General features: G+C 65.3%; 16 protein-coding genes. All 16 read left to right on the top strand.

All coding sequences use genetic code 11. From position 1 onward, the window contains the following. The first annotated feature begins 28 nt into the window (after window positions 1-28). The 16 genes from thiS to hisC all read left to right on the top strand — a co-directional run bounded on the left by thiS (window position 29) and on the right by hisC (window position 13,677). Window positions 29-226, top strand: coding sequence for a sulfur carrier protein ThiS (gene thiS / locus HV711_RS11620; RefSeq protein ID WP_006052269.1), 198 nt, complete (start codon window positions 29-31; stop codon window positions 224-226). Window positions 227-437: 211 nt separating this feature from the next. Further along, window positions 438-1,253, top strand: a complete 816-nt coding sequence (locus HV711_RS11615; protein WP_035479627.1) for a thiazole synthase — start codon at window positions 438-440, stop codon at window positions 1,251-1,253. Beyond that, window positions 1,250-2,362 (top strand): thiamine phosphate synthase, encoded by a 1,113-nt coding sequence (thiE, locus tag HV711_RS11610; protein ID WP_082201427.1) that lies wholly within the window; start codon window positions 1,250-1,252, stop codon window positions 2,360-2,362. The genes HV711_RS11615 and thiE overlap by 4 nt, the downstream gene beginning before the upstream one ends. Before the next feature lie 93 nt (window positions 2,363-2,455). Further along, a complete protein-coding gene (locus HV711_RS11605) occupies window positions 2,456-3,277 on the top strand; it encodes an ABC transporter ATP-binding protein (RefSeq protein ID WP_013589786.1) in 822 nt (273 codons plus the stop codon). An 8-nt stretch (window positions 3,278-3,285) separates the two neighbouring features. Then, complete coding sequence (mlaE, locus tag HV711_RS11600; protein ID WP_035479623.1) at window positions 3,286-4,053, top strand: lipid asymmetry maintenance ABC transporter permease subunit MlaE; 768 nt, start codon at window positions 3,286-3,288, stop codon at window positions 4,051-4,053. An 85-nt stretch (window positions 4,054-4,138) separates the two neighbouring features. Beyond that, window positions 4,139-4,687 (top strand): outer membrane lipid asymmetry maintenance protein MlaD, encoded by a 549-nt coding sequence (gene mlaD / locus HV711_RS11595; RefSeq protein ID WP_035479621.1) that lies wholly within the window; start codon window positions 4,139-4,141, stop codon window positions 4,685-4,687. An 11-nt stretch (window positions 4,688-4,698) separates the two neighbouring features. After that, on the top strand, window positions 4,699-5,742 hold the full coding sequence (locus HV711_RS11590; protein ID WP_035479572.1) for an MlaA family lipoprotein: 1,044 nt from the start codon (window positions 4,699-4,701) through the stop codon (window positions 5,740-5,742). Between the two features lie 120 nt (window positions 5,743-5,862). Further along, window positions 5,863-6,495, top strand: a complete 633-nt coding sequence (locus HV711_RS11585) for an MlaC/ttg2D family ABC transporter substrate-binding protein (protein ID WP_013589782.1) — start codon at window positions 5,863-5,865, stop codon at window positions 6,493-6,495. Next, window positions 6,492-6,803, top strand: coding sequence for an STAS domain-containing protein (locus HV711_RS11580; protein WP_028362361.1), 312 nt, complete (start codon window positions 6,492-6,494; stop codon window positions 6,801-6,803). Before HV711_RS11585 ends, HV711_RS11580 begins: the two co-directional genes overlap by 4 nt. Window positions 6,804-7,065: 262 nt before the next feature. Further along, entirely contained in the window at window positions 7,066-7,998 is a 933-nt protein-coding gene (locus HV711_RS11575; RefSeq protein ID WP_013589780.1) for an ABC transporter ATP-binding protein, read from the top strand. Continuing rightward, window positions 7,995-8,759: an ABC transporter permease gene (locus HV711_RS11570; protein WP_035479570.1), complete on the top strand. Its 765-nt coding sequence runs from the start codon at window positions 7,995-7,997 to the stop codon at window positions 8,757-8,759. Before HV711_RS11575 ends, HV711_RS11570 begins: the two co-directional genes overlap by 4 nt. A 15-nt stretch (window positions 8,760-8,774) precedes the next feature. After that, window positions 8,775-9,014, top strand: coding sequence for a BolA family protein (locus HV711_RS11565; protein WP_006052280.1), 240 nt, complete (start codon window positions 8,775-8,777; stop codon window positions 9,012-9,014). A 111-nt stretch (window positions 9,015-9,125) separates the two neighbouring features. Continuing rightward, the gene (gene murA, locus HV711_RS11560) at window positions 9,126-10,388 is read left to right on the top strand and encodes a UDP-N-acetylglucosamine 1-carboxyvinyltransferase (protein WP_013589778.1); all 1,263 of its coding nucleotides are present in this window, start codon (window positions 9,126-9,128) and stop codon (window positions 10,386-10,388) included. After that, a complete protein-coding gene (hisG, locus tag HV711_RS11555; protein WP_035479568.1) occupies window positions 10,385-11,083 on the top strand; it encodes an ATP phosphoribosyltransferase in 699 nt (232 codons plus the stop codon). The genes murA and hisG overlap by 4 nt, the downstream gene beginning before the upstream one ends. A 60-nt stretch (window positions 11,084-11,143) precedes the next feature. Beyond that, window positions 11,144-12,466: a histidinol dehydrogenase gene (hisD, locus tag HV711_RS11550; protein WP_015003875.1), complete on the top strand. Its 1,323-nt coding sequence runs from the start codon at window positions 11,144-11,146 to the stop codon at window positions 12,464-12,466. A 140-nt stretch (window positions 12,467-12,606) separates the two neighbouring features. Beyond that, entirely contained in the window at window positions 12,607-13,677 is a 1,071-nt protein-coding gene (gene hisC / locus HV711_RS11545; RefSeq protein ID WP_035479567.1) for a histidinol-phosphate transaminase, read from the top strand. The last annotated feature ends 5 nt before the right edge of the window (window positions 13,678-13,682 follow it).

The raw sequence follows: 13,682 nt of genomic DNA, 5'->3' as shown, positions 1-13,682 counted from the left end.
GCCGTCGACTGAATCGTATTTGAGCACTATGGACATTCATATCAATCAGAAGCCGTTGTCGCTGCCCGAAGGCGCGACTGTCGCGGATGCGCTCGCCGCGTATGGCGCGCGGCCGCCGTTTGCCGTCGCGCTGAATGGCGATTTCGTCGCGCGCACGCAGCATGCGGCGCGTGCGTTGCAGCCCGGCGACAAGCTGGACGTGGTGCAGCCGGTGGCCGGCGGGTGAGCGCCTGTGGCGTGTCGTCCGCGGCCGATCGGCGCGCGAGCGCCAATCGCGACCGCGGGCGCCCCGCCGGCCGCAGCCATGCAGCTGCAGTCATGCAGCCGCAGTCATGCCGACCGCCGACCGCGAGGTTGATCACACCGCGCTCACCCAATCGCACCAGATCGCACCCAATCGCCGCCCGCCTTGCCTTGCCGGAGACCCGATGATGCACATGACTTCCCCCCAACCCGCCGACGCGCTCACGCTCTACGGCCAGACCTTCGCGAGCCGCATGCTGCTCGGCACCTCGCGCTATCCGTCGCTGCAATCGCTGTCGGATTCGATCGCGGCCGCGCGCCCCGGCATGGTGACCGTCGCGCTGCGCCGGCAGATGAACGAAGGCGGCGCCGAAGCCGGGTTCTTCGATCTGCTCAAGCGCCACGGCGTGCCGCTGCTGCCTAACACGGCCGGCTGTCTGACCGTCGGCGAGGCGGTGACGACCGCGCACATGGCGCGCGAAATCTTCGAAACCGAGTGGATCAAGCTCGAACTGATCGGCGACGACTACACGCTGCAACCCGATCCGGTCGGCCTGATCGAGGCGGCCGCGAAGCTCGTCAAAGACGGCTTCAAGGTGCTGCCGTATTGCACGGAAGACCTCGTGATCGGCCGCCGTCTGCTCGACGCCGGCTGCGAAGCGCTGATGCCCTGGGGCGCGCCCATCGGCACGGGCAAGGGCGTCATCAATCCGTACGGCCTGCGCGTGCTGCGCGAACGGCTGCCCGACGTGCCGCTCATTGTGGACGCCGGACTCGGCGTGCCGTCGCACGCGGCGCAGGTGATGGAATGGGGCTTCGACGGCGTGCTGTTGAACACGGCCGTGTCGCAGGCCACGCATCCCGAGGCAATGGCCCGCGCTTTTGCGCTCGGCGTCGAAGCCGGCCGCGAGGCCTTCCTCGCCGGACCGATGGCCGAGCGCGAAAGCGCGCACGCGAGCACGCCGGTGGTCGGCATGCCCTTCTGGCATCAGGATGGGAGCGCAGCATGACGCAGACTCTGGCTCTGAAAGACCGCGACCTGTTCTGGCCGCCCGCCGACGAACTCGTCGAAGCCACCGAGCGCATCCGCGCGCGCCTCGGCGACTGGCCGCCCACGCACGCGCCGTGGCGCATCTGCCTGACCGCGCCGGACGAGCCGAACGGCGGTGATCTGATCGTGGTCGCCGACGCCGCCCGGCATGGCGAACAGATGGCGCGCTGGCTCGTGCAGGGCGCGGCCGTGGTCGAGGCCGCCGAGCACAAGGCGACGCTGCACCTCGGCGGCGAAAAGTACCGGTTGGAAGGGCATCTCGCGGAAGACTGGATTCCCGCGCTGGCCGCGTTTCTGGACTGCGGTTTCGATCCGCACGACGCGCTCGTGCTCGCGCTCGCGTGGCGCGACGGCGACGAAACCCGCACGCACGCCGCGGGCGATTCCTTCCCGTGCGATCTGGCCAGCTTCCCGCGCGTGGCCGGCTTGCCGCCGGCGCCGGCCGAGGCGTTCCCGCGCTGCCCGGAGCGGCTCGGCCTGTATCCGGTGCTGCCGAGCGCCGAGTGGGTCGAACGGGTGCTGGACTTCGCCGTGAAGACGGTGCAGTTGCGCCGCAAGTCCGCCCATCCCGCGGATGAGCTCCAGCGCGAAATTGCCCGCTGCGTCGCGGCGGGGCGGCGGCACGACGCGCAGGTTTTCATCAACGATCACTGGCGGGCCGCGCTCGAGGCGGGCGCCTACGGTGTGCATCTCGGGCAGGAAGACGTGCACACGGCGGACTTGTCGGCGCTTGCCACGGCGGGCATCCGCCTCGGTTTGTCGACGCACGGTTTCTACGAGATTCTGAAGGCGCTGCACTTCCGCCCGAGCTATGTCGCGCTCGGCGCCGTCTTTCCGACCACCACCAAGGTGATGCCGACCGCGCCTCAGGGCCTGAAGCGCCTCGCGCGCTACGTCCGGCTACTCGACGGCGAGGTGCCGCTCGTGGCGATCGGCGGGATCGATTTGCAGGTGCTGCCCGACGTGCTCGCGACCGGCGTGGGCTGCGCTGCCGTGGTGCGCGCCGTGACGGAAGCGGCCGATCCGGCGGCCGCCGTTTCCGCACTGCAACAAGCGTTTACGCAATAATGGTCGCGAATCGTTAAGGGAGAGGGCACCTCACGGCAACTTTTGCATGATGGCCCTATAATTCGGCCTTCCGTGTAAAAGGATTGTCAGTCAGTGTCTTCCCCATCCGAGACCTTACTCGAGCTGCGCGACGTCGACTTCGGTTACGGCGACCGGCTCGTCCTGTCGAACCTGAATCTGCGCTTCAAGCGCGGCCAGGTCGTCGCGGTCATGGGCGGCTCGGGCTGCGGCAAGACCACGGTGCTGCGGCTGATCGGCGGCCTCGTGCGCGCGCAGCGCGGCGAGATCCTGTTCGACGGCGAAAACGTCGGCGCACAAACGCGCGAGGGCTTGTACACGCTGCGCCGCAAGATGGGCATGCTGTTCCAGTTCGGCGCGCTGTTCACGGACATGTCGGTGTTCGAGAACGTCGCGTTCGCGCTGCGCGAGCATACCGATCTGCCCGAGGAACTGATCCGCGACCTCGTGCTGATGAAGCTCAACGCGGTCGGCCTGCGCGGTGCGCGCGATCTGCTGCCGTCGGAAATTTCCGGTGGCATGGCGCGGCGCGTGGCGCTTGCGCGCGCTATCGCCCTGGACCCGGAACTGATGATGTACGACGAGCCGTTCGCCGGCCTCGACCCGATCTCGCTCGGCATCACCGCCAATCTGATTCGCGCGCTCAATCAGGCGCTCGGCGCGACCTCCATTCTGGTCACGCACGACGTGCCGGAATCGTTCGCCATTGCCGACTACGTATATTTCCTCGCCAACGGCGGCGTTCATGCCGAGGGCACGCCCGCGCAACTGCGCGCGTCGACGGATCCCACGGTGCGGCAGTTCATCGACGGCGCGCCGGACGGTCCCTTCAAATTTCACTATCCGAGCAGGACGCCGCTCGCGGCGGACTTCGGCGTCGGCGGAGGTCAGTCATGATCGGCTCGTTGATCAGCACGCTCGGCCGCTCGGTGCTCGACGGCCTCGGCACGGCCGGTTACGCGACGCGCTTTTTCTTCCGGCTGCTGTTCGAATTCTTCCCGTTGCTGCGCCGTCCGCGTCTTGTCACGAAGCAGATCCACTTCGTGGGTAATTATTCGCTCGTGATCATTGCGGTGTCGGGGCTCTTCGTCGGCTTCGTGCTCGGCTTGCAGGGCTATTACACGCTGAACCGCTATGGCTCCGAGCAGGCGCTTGGGCTTCTCGTCGCGTTGTCGCTCGTGCGCGAGCTGGGGCCGGTGGTCACCGCGCTGCTGTTCGCCGGCCGCGCGGGCACGTCGCTCACCGCCGAAATCGGTCTGATGAAGGCCGGCGAGCAATTGACCGCCATGGAAATGATGGCGGTCGACCCGGTCAAGGTCGTGGTCGCGCCGCGTCTGTGGGCCGGCATCATTTCCATGCCGATCCTCGCCGCGATTTTCAGCGCGGTCGGCGTCGCGGGCGGCTATGTGGTCGGCGTGCTGCTGATCGGCGTGGACGCCGGCGCGTTCTGGTCGCAAATGCAAGGCGGCGTGGATGTCTGGCGCGACGTCGGCGCCGGCGTCGTCAAAAGCGTGGTGTTCGGCCTGGCCGTGACGTTCGTGGCGCTGTTCCAGGGCTACGAAGCGAGGCCCACGCCGGAAGGCGTGTCGCGCGCCACGACAAAGACGGTCGTGTATGCGTCGCTCGCGGTGCTCGGCCTCGATTTTCTGCTGACCGCGCTGATGTTCAGCTAGGACTGCGTTGCCTGTCGGCTGCTGCGGCGCGTCGCTCGGCGCGCGCGGTTCGACGGCGGCGTGGCGGATTCACTTTAGGATGACGATGAAAAAGACTGCTCTCGACTTCTGGGTCGGCCTGTTCGTAGTGCTGGGTTTCGTGGCATTGCTGTTTCTCGCGCTGAAGGCCGGCAACATGAGCTCGCTGTCGTTTCAGGCGACCTACCCGGTCAAGCTCAAGTTCGACAATATCGGCGGACTGAAGGCGCGCGCGCCCGTGAAAAGCGCGGGCGTGACGGTGGGCCGCGTGGCGTCGATCGGTTTCGACAGCAATGCCTATCAGGCGCTCGTCACGATCGACATCGACAAGCAATACCAGTTTCCGAAAGACACGTCGGCGAAGATCCTGACTTCCGGGCTGCTCGGCGAGCAATACATCGGACTCGAGCCGGGTGGCGATTCCGAGATGCTGAAGGCGGGCGACACGATTTCGATGACACAATCGGCCATCGTGCTGGAAAACCTGATCGGGCAGTTCCTCTACAGTAAAGCGGCCGATTCGGGCGCATCGAAGCCGGGCGCCGCAACGGGCGGAAACGCGGCGGCGCCGGCACCCGCGGCGGCGCTGCCTGCTTCCGGCTCGGCCGGTCAATAAGGAGAACAACAATGCAGACCTTACAGGCCGGGGGCGCGCGCGTCTTCCGGTTGGCCAGACTGGCCGTCGCGGCGGCGGCGCTCGCCGGCTGCACCACCGTGCAGACGCCGACTAAGGGCGATCCGCTCGAGGGCCTGAACCGCACCATCTTCACGGTCAACGACAAGCTCGACCAGTACGCGCTCAAGCCGGTCGCCAAGGGCTACGTGTTCATTACGCCGCAGCCGGTGCGTGACAGCGTGACGAACTTCTTCTCGAATATCGGCGACGTCTACATTGCGGCAAACAACCTGCTGCAACTGAAGATCACCGACGGCGTAGAAGACATCATGCGGATCGTGATCAACACGGTCTTCGGTGTGGGCGGCCTGTTCGACGTGGCGACGCTCGCGAAGCTGCCCAAGCACGACAACGACCTCGGTCTGACGCTCGGCCATTACGGCGTGCCCGCGGGTCCGTATCTGGTGCTGCCGCTCTTCGGCCCGAGCACCTTGCGCGATGCGGTCGGCTCGATCGGCAATTACTATGTCAACCCGCTCAGCTACATCGATCCGCCGGGCTTGAGCTGGGCGCTGTACGGCCTGAACATCGTCAACACGCGCGCGAATCTGCTGAATGCGAGCGACGTGCTGGAAGGCGCCGCGCTCGACAAATATTCGTTCGTGCGTAATGCGTACTTGCAGCGTCGTCAGTATCTGCTGTCTGACGGCAAGCAGGCGCAGGCGCTGCCGAACTATGGCGACGAGGCGCCGCTGCCGAAGTACGAGGACGTCGACGGCACGGCCGCGGGCGCCCCGGCGGGCGCAGTAACGGGAACCGCCGGCGCAGCGGGAGCGGGCGGTGCTGCAGCGAAGGCGTCGGCCGCTCCCGGCGCGAACGCCGCCACGCCACCGCAGCCGGCCACCGCCAACAGCGCTTCCGCGCCGGAAGCCGCGTCGGGCAGCGCGGAGACACCGCCGCTCGACGTCAACGGCGGTCCCGAAACCACGCAGATTCCGGCGGGGCAGCTGGTGCCGCCCACGCGGTTCAATTTCCCGTCGTTCAAGCTGCGTTGATGGTGCGGGTGCGGCCGTAACACATCGATACGACTCTCGCAGTTTGCGCATGGATTGCTGCTGAACTCGCGTGTTAATGTCGGTTCAAACGGTTGCACTATTTTTTACGCAAGGCTCGATATGAAAAAATTCTTCCTCATTCCGTTGTTTGCTGCGCTGTTCTCGTTCATGAGTGCTGGTGCATCGGCACAAACTGTCGACAGCAACGCGCCAGACGTGCTCGTCAAAACCGTGACCCAGCAGGTGATCGACGCGGTGCGCGCCGACAAGTCCATCCAGCAGGGCGACATTTCTCACATCACGCGTCTCGTCAACGAAAAGATCCTGCCGTACACGGATTTCCGCCGCACCACGCAGCTGGCCATGGGCCGCAACTGGCGCACCGCCACGCCGGAGCAGCAGAACCAGGTGGTCGAGCAGTTCAAGATGCTGCTGATCCGCACGTATTCGGGCGCGCTCGCGCAGGTGCGCGACCAGCAGATCCAGTACAAGCCGTTCCGCATGAATCCGGACGACACCGACACGGTGGTGCGTTCGGTCGTGATGAACAACGGTTCGCCGATCGAGCTCGACTATCGTCTGTACAAGACGCCGCAGGGCTGGCGCGTGTATGACATCAACGTGCTGGGCGCATGGCTCATTCAGGCTTATCAGCAGCAGTTCAACGAGCAGATCCAGCAGAAGGGCGTGGACGGACTGATCCAGTTCCTCACGCAGCGCAATCAGCAACTCGCCGCGGGCAAGCAGTCGTGAGCGAAGTGCTGAGCCCCGTCGCCAATCGCTTCGCGAGCGGCGCGACGCTGACCCACGCGAGCGCGAAGGCCGCGCTCGCGGCGGGTCTGGAACGCATTGCAGCCGGCGCGCGCGGTGTGGATTGCACGCCGCTTACGCAGTTCGATTCGTCGGCGCTGGCTGTGCTTCTCGCGTGGCAGCGGGCCGCGCAAGCGCGCGGCGGCCCGTTTCAGGTCGTCAATCTGCCGGCTGGGCTCGCGAGTCTCGCGCAAGCCTATGGCGTGGATACGCTGATCGCCGGTGCCGCGCATGGCGATCGCCCCAACTGAGCAGTCGTGCGCGTGCCGGCTGCTGTTTTTTGCTTCCGCGCAGCAGGCTGCCGCAAGCGCGCCAGTCTCACCTGCCCCGCATCTGCATCGCACACCTTCCAATCCCCGCAACTGACATAGGGCCGCCGGGTTTTGCCCTATAATCAAACGTTTTTTGGGGCATGGTTCGGGTCGCCCAACCCGCCCCAATTCCGTTTCTTGTCCAGCATTTTGCGCCCGCCCAGGGCTTCTTTAAGCGCCGCGACGCACGTGGCGCACTGTCATGTCAGCCATAGAAATTCGTAACGTCAAGAAGCGCTACAAGGACTTGCAGGCGCTCAAGGGCGTCAGCCTTACGGTGGAAGAAGGCGAGTTCTTCGGGCTGCTCGGTCCGAACGGCGCGGGCAAGACAACGCTCATCAGCATTCTCGCGGGCCTCGCGCGCGCCGACGAAGGCAGCATCGCCGTGCGCGGCCACGACGTGGTGGACGACTTCCGCGCCGCACGGCGCGCATTGGGCGTGGTGCCGCAGGAACTGGTGTTCGACCCATTCTTCACCGTGCGCGAAACCTTGCGTATCCAGTCGGGCTACTACGGGCTGCGCAACAACGACGCGTGGATCGACGAGATCATGGCGAACCTCGATCTCACCGACAAAGCCGACGCCAACATGCGCGCGCTCTCGGGCGGCATGAAGCGCCGCGTGCTGGTCGCACAGGCGCTCGTGCACCGGCCGCCTGTCATCGTGCTCGACGAGCCGACTGCGGGCGTCGACGTCGAACTGCGCCAAACGCTGTGGAAATTCATCTCGCGCCTGAATCGCGAGGGCCACACCATTGTGCTGACCACGCACTATCTGGAAGAAGCCGAATCGCTGTGCGACCGCATTGCGATGCTGCGCCGCGGCGAAGTGGTCGCGCTCGATCGCACGAGCACGCTGCTCCAGCGCTTCGCCGGCATGCAGCTGTTCGTGCGCTTCGCGCAAGGCGTGCTGCCCGCCGAACTGCGGCCGCTCGAAGCCGAGGGCGGCGCGGGCAACGGCAATGGCCGCCAGCATCTGCTGCGTCTGGCGAGCTATGACGACGTCGAGAAAATTCTCGCGCAATGCCGCGCGGCAGGCTGCACGTTCGAAGAAATCGAGGTCCGCAAGGCCGACCTCGAGGATGTTTTCGTTCAGGTCATGAACGGTCCGGAAGTGATCGAGGGGCTCGCATGAGCGGCTATAGCGGTTTCGGCACGCTGTTCTACAAGGAAATCCTGCGTTTCTGGAAGGTGTCGTTCCAGACTGTGCTCGCGCCCATCATCACGGCGCTCTTGTATCTGACCATTTTCGGCCACGCCTTGCGCAACCATGTGCAGGTTTATCCGGGCGTCGAATATACAAGCTTCCTGGTGCCGGGCCTCGTGATGATGAGCGTGTTGCAGAATGCGTTCGCCAATAGCTCGTCGTCGCTGATCCAGTCGAAAATCACCGGGAATCTGGTGTTCGTTTTACTGCCGCCGCTGTCGCACTATGAGATGTTCGCCGCCTATGTGCTCGCGGCCGTCGCGCGTGGCCTCGCAGTGGGCTTCGGCGTGTTCATCGTGACCATCTGGTTCGTGCCGGTCAATTTCGCGGCGCCGCTTTACATCATCCTGTTTGCGATTTGCGGCGCGGGGATCCTCGGCACGCTCGGTCTGATCGCGGGCATCTGGGCCGAAAAGTTCGACCAGCTCGCTGCGTTCCAGAATTTTCTGATCATGCCGCTCACGTTTCTCTCGGGCGTGTTCTACTCGACGCATACGCTGCCGCCCGTGTGGCGCGAGGTGTCGCGGCTCAATCCATTTTTCTACATGATCGACGGCTTTCGCTACGGTTTCTTCGGGATGTCGGATATCAATCCGCTCGCGAGCCTTGCGATTGTCGCCGGTTTCTTCGTGGTGCTGGCCGTGGTGGCGATGCGCATGCTCGCCTCCGGCTACAAGCTGCGCCACTGACGAGGAGCTTCTCTCATGTTGCCGACTCCCGAACAGGTCAAGCAATACATCGCCGCTGGGCTCGCCTGCCAGCATCTCGAAGTCGAAGGCGACGGTCAGCATTTCTTTGCGACCATCGTGTCTCCGAGCTTTGAGGGCAAGCGGCTGATCCAGCGCCATCAACTCGTGTATGCGGCGCTCGGCGACCGCATGCGCGAAGAAATTCACGCGCTCAGCATGAAAACGCTGACGCCCGCCGAATGGCAGAACGCGTAATCTGGAAATTTAGTGCGAATCACTCAGGAAGGGCGCGACGCGGGCAGCGGCGCGCCGAACATAATGCAAGCAGTCCCGGCTGAAGTCCGGGTCGATCAGGAACACATAGGCATGGACAAACTCGTCATTGAAGGTGGCTACCCGCTGTCGGGTGAGGTCGTTGTCTCGGGCGCGAAGAACGCGGCGTTGCCGATTCTGTGCGCGAGTCTGTTGAGCGCGGAGCCGGTGCATCTCGACAACGTGCCGGATCTGCAGGACGTGCGCACCATGCTCAAGCTGCTCGGGCAGATGGGCGTGCGCATCGAAAGCGGCGACGGCCGCGTGTCGCTCGACGCGTCGAAGGTCGACAACCTCGTCGCGCCGTATGAAATGGTCAAGACCATGCGCGCGTCGATCCTCGTGCTCGGGCCGCTCGTCGCGCGCTTCGGCCACGCGCGCGTGTCGCTGCCGGGCGGCTGCGCGATCGGCGCACGGCCGGTGGATCAGCACATCAAGGGCCTGCAGGCCATGGGCGCCGAGATCACGATCGAGCACGGCTTTATCGAAGCGCGTGCGAAGCGGCTGAAGGGCGCGCGCATCATCACCGACATGATCACGGTGACCGGCACCGAAAATCTGCTGATGGCGGCGGTACTCGCGGAAGGCGAGACGGTCATCGAGAACGCGGCGCGCGAGCCGGAAGTCGGCGATCTCGCGCATCTGCTCGTGCAGATGGGCGCGAAGATCGAAGGCATCGGCACTGACCGTCTCGTGATTCAGGGCGTGGACAAGCTGCACGGCGCGAAGCACACGGTGATTCCGGACCGCATCGAGGCCGGCACGTTCCTGTGCGCGGTGGCCGCGGCGGGCGGCGACGTCACGCTGCGAAAGGTGCGTCCGCAGATTCTGGAAGCGGTGACCGCGAAGCTGCGCGAAGCGGGCGTGACCATCGAGGAAGGCGACGACTGGATGCGCGTGCGCATGAATCAGCGCCCGGGCGCGGTGTCGTTCCGCACGTCGGAATATCCGGCGTTTCCGACCGACATGCAGGCGCAGTTCATGGCGCTCAATGCGGTGGCGGACGGCAAGTCGCAGGTGGTCGAAACCATCTTCGAGAACCGTTTCATGCACGTGCAGGAGCTGAACCGCCTCGGCGCGAACATTACGACTGACGGCAAGACCGCGCTCGTGACCGGCGTCGACAAGCTCTCCGGCGCAAAAGTCATGGCAACGGACCTGCGCGCGTCGGCGAGCCTCGTGATCGCCGCGCTGCGCGCGGAAGGCGAGACGCTGATCGACCGCATCTACCATCTGGACCGCGGTTATGACCGCATGGAAACCAAGCTGAACGCGATCGGCGCAAAGGTGCGCCGCGTATCCGGGAGCGAGGCATGAGCTCGATGCCGCAAACCTCGACTTCGCCGACGGTCAGCGCGCCGCTTACGCTGGCTTTGTCGAAGGGGCGTATCTTTGAGGAAACGCTGCCGCTCCTCGCCGCAGCCGGCATTGAGGTGGCCGAAGATCCGGAAAGCTCGCGCAAGCTGATTCTGCCGACTACGGACGCGAATCTGCGCGTGATCATCGTGCGCGCAACCGACGTGCCGACGTACGTCGAATACGGCGCGGCGGACTTCGGCGTGGCGGGCAAGGACGTGCTGCTCGAACACGGCGGCAGCGGCCTGTATCAGCCGGTGGATCTGGATATCGCGCGCTGCCGCATGTCGGTCGCGGTCGCCGCAGGGTTTGATTATGCGAACGCCGTGCGCCAGGGCGCCCGCTTGCGCGTGGCCACCAAGTACACGGAGACGGCGCGCGAGCATTTCGCGGCCAAGGGCGTGCACGTCGATCTGATCAAGCTGTACGGTTCGATGGAACTCGCGCCGCTCGTCGGCCTCGCGGATGCCATCGTCGACCTGGTGAGCTCGGGCAACACCTTGCGCGCCAACAATCTCGTGGAGGTGGAGGAAATCATGCAGATTTCGTCGCGCCTCGTTGTGAACCAGGCGGCGCTCAAGCTCAAGCGCGCCGCGTTGCGGCCGATTCTCGACGCGTTCGAACGCGCGACGAAAGCCGGCCTTGCCGCGGCCTGACAGCTCGTTCGACCCGTCTGACCTCGCTGTAAAGCGCGCCTTACCGAAACGGATACACGTATGTCTATCAAGATTCGCAAACTCGATTCCACCGCTCCCGACTTCCAGAAGTCGCTGCACGCGGTGCTCGCGTTCGAGGCGAGCGAAGACGAAGCAATCGAGCGCTCGGTCGCGCAGATTCTGAACGACGTGAAGGCGCGCGGCGACGCGGCGGTGCTGGAATACACGAACCGCTTCGACCGGCTGGACGCGCCGAGCGTCGGCGCGCTGGAGCTGCCGATTTCGGAGCTGGAAGCGGCGCTGGAAGGCCTCGAGCCGAAGCGGCGCGCGTCGCTCGAAGCCGCGGCGGCGCGCGTGCGCGGCTATCACGAGAAACAGAAGATCGAGTGCGGCAGTCACAGTTGGCAATACACGGAAGCCGACGGCACCGTGCTCGGCCAGAAGGTCACGCCGCTCGATCGCGCGGGCATCTACGTGCCGGGCGGCAAGGCGGCGTATCCGTCGTCGGTGCTGATGAATGCGATTCCGGCTCGCGTGGCCGGCGTGCGTGAAATCGTCATGGTCGTGCCCACGCCTGACGGCGTGAAGAATCCGCTGGTGCTGGCGGCCGCATTGCTCGGCGGCGTGGATCGCGTGTTCACCATTGGCGGCGCGCAGGCTGTCGGCGCGCTCGCATACGGCACCGAAACCGTGCCGGCTGTCGACAAGATCTGCGGCCCGGGCAACGCGTATGTGGCGTCGGCCAAGCGCCGGGTGTTCGGCACGGTCGGCATCGACATGATCGCGGGACCGTCGGAAATTCTCGTGCTCTGCGACGGCACGACCGATCCGCGCTGGGTCGCGATGGACCTGTTCTCGCAAGCCGAACACGACGAACTCGCGCAGTCCATTTTGCTGTGTCCGGACGACGCGTTCATTGGCCGCGTGCAGGATGCGATCAACGAACTGCTGCCCACCATGCCGCGCCGCGATGTGATTCAGGCGTCGCTCGAAGGGCGCGGCGCGCTCGTCAAGGTGCGCGACATGGCTGAAGCCTGTGCGATCGCCAACGACATCGCGCCGGAACACCTTGAGATTTCGGCGCTGGAGCCGCATCAGTGGGGCCAGCTGATCCGCCACGCGGGTGCCATCTTCCTCGGCCGCTACACGAGCGAGAGTCTCGGCGACTACTGCGCTGGGCCGAACCACGTGCTGCCTACGTCGCGCACCGCACGGTTCTCGTCGCCGCTCGGCGTCTATGATTTCTTCAAGCGCTCGAGCGTGATCGAAGTGAGCGCGGAAGGCGCGCAGACGCTCGGCGAAATCGCCGCCGAACTGGCTTACGGCGAAGGTTTGCAGGCGCACGCTCGCAGCGCGGAATACCGGATGCGGCAAGGCGGCTGAGCGGAGGAGCCGGCGCGGGCGCCGGCGGCCTCGCCCACAATACAGACCAACCCGGCGCGGCAAGCCGCCGCGCCACGAGGCGTGTCCGAAGCGTGCGTGCTCGACACGCATTCGGCGCACGCGGCCGAGCCCACTGACTTATGACGACACCTCAAGACATTATCCGCCCCGACGTGCTCGCGATGACGAGCTATCCGGTACCGGACGCCACGGGCTACATCAAGCTCGACGCGATGGAAAACCCGTTTGCGCTGCCGCCGGTGCTGGCCGCGCATCTCGGCGAGCATCTGGCCGGTGTCGCGCTGAATCGCTACCCGGCGCCGCGCCCGGAAGCGCTCATCGAGAAGATCAAGCGCGTGATGGGTGTGCCGGCCGGCTGTGACGTGCTGCTCGGCAACGGCTCGGACGAGATCATCAGCATGCTCTCGGTCGCGTGCGCGAAGCCGGGCGCCAAGGTGCTCGCGCCGGTGCCGGGTTTCGTCATGTATCAGATGTCGGCGAAGCTCGCGAATCTCGAATTCGTCGGCGTGCCGCTCAGGGCGGATTTCACGCTTGATGCGCAAGCCATGCTCGCGGCCATCGTGGAACACGAGCCCGCGGTGATCTATCTTGCCTATCCGAACAATCCGACCGGCACCTTGTTCGACGACGCCGATATGGAGCGCATCATCGCCGCCGCGACGAAGAGCCTCGTGGTGATCGACGAGGCGTATCAGCCGTTCGCCCAGAAAAGCTGGCTGCCGCGCGCCGACGCGTTCGACAACGTCGTCGTGATGCGCACGGTGTCGAAGCTCGGTCTGGCCGGCATTCGCCTCGGTTACCTCGTCGGCAAGCCCGCGTGGCTCACGGAGCTGGACAAGGTGCGGCCGCCGTACAACACCAACGTGCTCACTCAGGCGGCGGCGGATTTCCTGCTCGATCACGTCGACGTGCTGGACTCGCAGGCGGCAAAATTGCGCGACGAACGCGCCAAACTGGCCGACGCTGTCGCGCAATTGCCGGGCGCCGAAGTGTTTCCGAGCGCCGGCAACTTCCTGCTCGTGCGCGTGCCGGACGCCTCCATTCTGTTCGAAACCCTGCTGACGGCGCGGGTTCTGGTCAAAAACGTGAGTAAAATGCACCCATTGCTGGCGAATTGCGTGCGTTTGACCGTCGGTTCTCCCGAGGAAAACGTCCAGTTGCTCGCCGCGTTGAAGCTCGTATTGCATTAAACGGC

This window comes from Paraburkholderia phenoliruptrix, assembly GCF_902859825.1.
Lineage (GTDB): Bacteria > Pseudomonadota > Gammaproteobacteria > Burkholderiales > Burkholderiaceae > Paraburkholderia > Paraburkholderia phenoliruptrix.
The sequence above is the reverse complement of the archived record's forward strand: the minus strand, read 5'-3'. Positions and strand labels throughout refer to the sequence as shown.

Bases quoted from the DNA above. Each gene is read 5' to 3' on its own strand.
- HV711_RS11570 (WP_035479570.1), top strand. From the start codon at position 7,995: ATGAGCGGCTATAGCGGTTTCGGCACGCTGTTCTACAAGGAAATCCTG.
- mlaD (WP_035479621.1), top strand. From the start codon at position 4,139: ATGAAAAAGACTGCTCTCGACTTCTGGGTCGGCCTGTTCGTAGTGCTG.
- HV711_RS11575 (WP_013589780.1), top strand. From the start codon at position 7,066: ATGTCAGCCATAGAAATTCGTAACGTCAAGAAGCGCTACAAGGACTTG.
- hisG (WP_035479568.1), top strand. From the start codon at position 10,385: ATGAGCTCGATGCCGCAAACCTCGACTTCGCCGACGGTCAGCGCGCCG.
- HV711_RS11590 (WP_035479572.1), top strand. From the start codon at position 4,699: ATGCAGACCTTACAGGCCGGGGGCGCGCGCGTCTTCCGGTTGGCCAGA.
- HV711_RS11585 (WP_013589782.1), top strand. From the start codon at position 5,863: ATGAAAAAATTCTTCCTCATTCCGTTGTTTGCTGCGCTGTTCTCGTTC.
- HV711_RS11565 (WP_006052280.1), top strand. From the start codon at position 8,775: ATGTTGCCGACTCCCGAACAGGTCAAGCAATACATCGCCGCTGGGCTC.
- hisD (WP_015003875.1), top strand. From the start codon at position 11,144: ATGTCTATCAAGATTCGCAAACTCGATTCCACCGCTCCCGACTTCCAG.
- HV711_RS11615 (WP_035479627.1), top strand. From the start codon at position 438: ATGACTTCCCCCCAACCCGCCGACGCGCTCACGCTCTACGGCCAGACC.
- thiE (WP_082201427.1), top strand. From the start codon at position 1,250: ATGACGCAGACTCTGGCTCTGAAAGACCGCGACCTGTTCTGGCCGCCC.
- murA (WP_013589778.1), top strand. From the start codon at position 9,126: ATGGACAAACTCGTCATTGAAGGTGGCTACCCGCTGTCGGGTGAGGTC.
- thiS (WP_006052269.1), top strand. From the start codon at position 29: ATGGACATTCATATCAATCAGAAGCCGTTGTCGCTGCCCGAAGGCGCG.
- hisC (WP_035479567.1), top strand. From the start codon at position 12,607: ATGACGACACCTCAAGACATTATCCGCCCCGACGTGCTCGCGATGACG.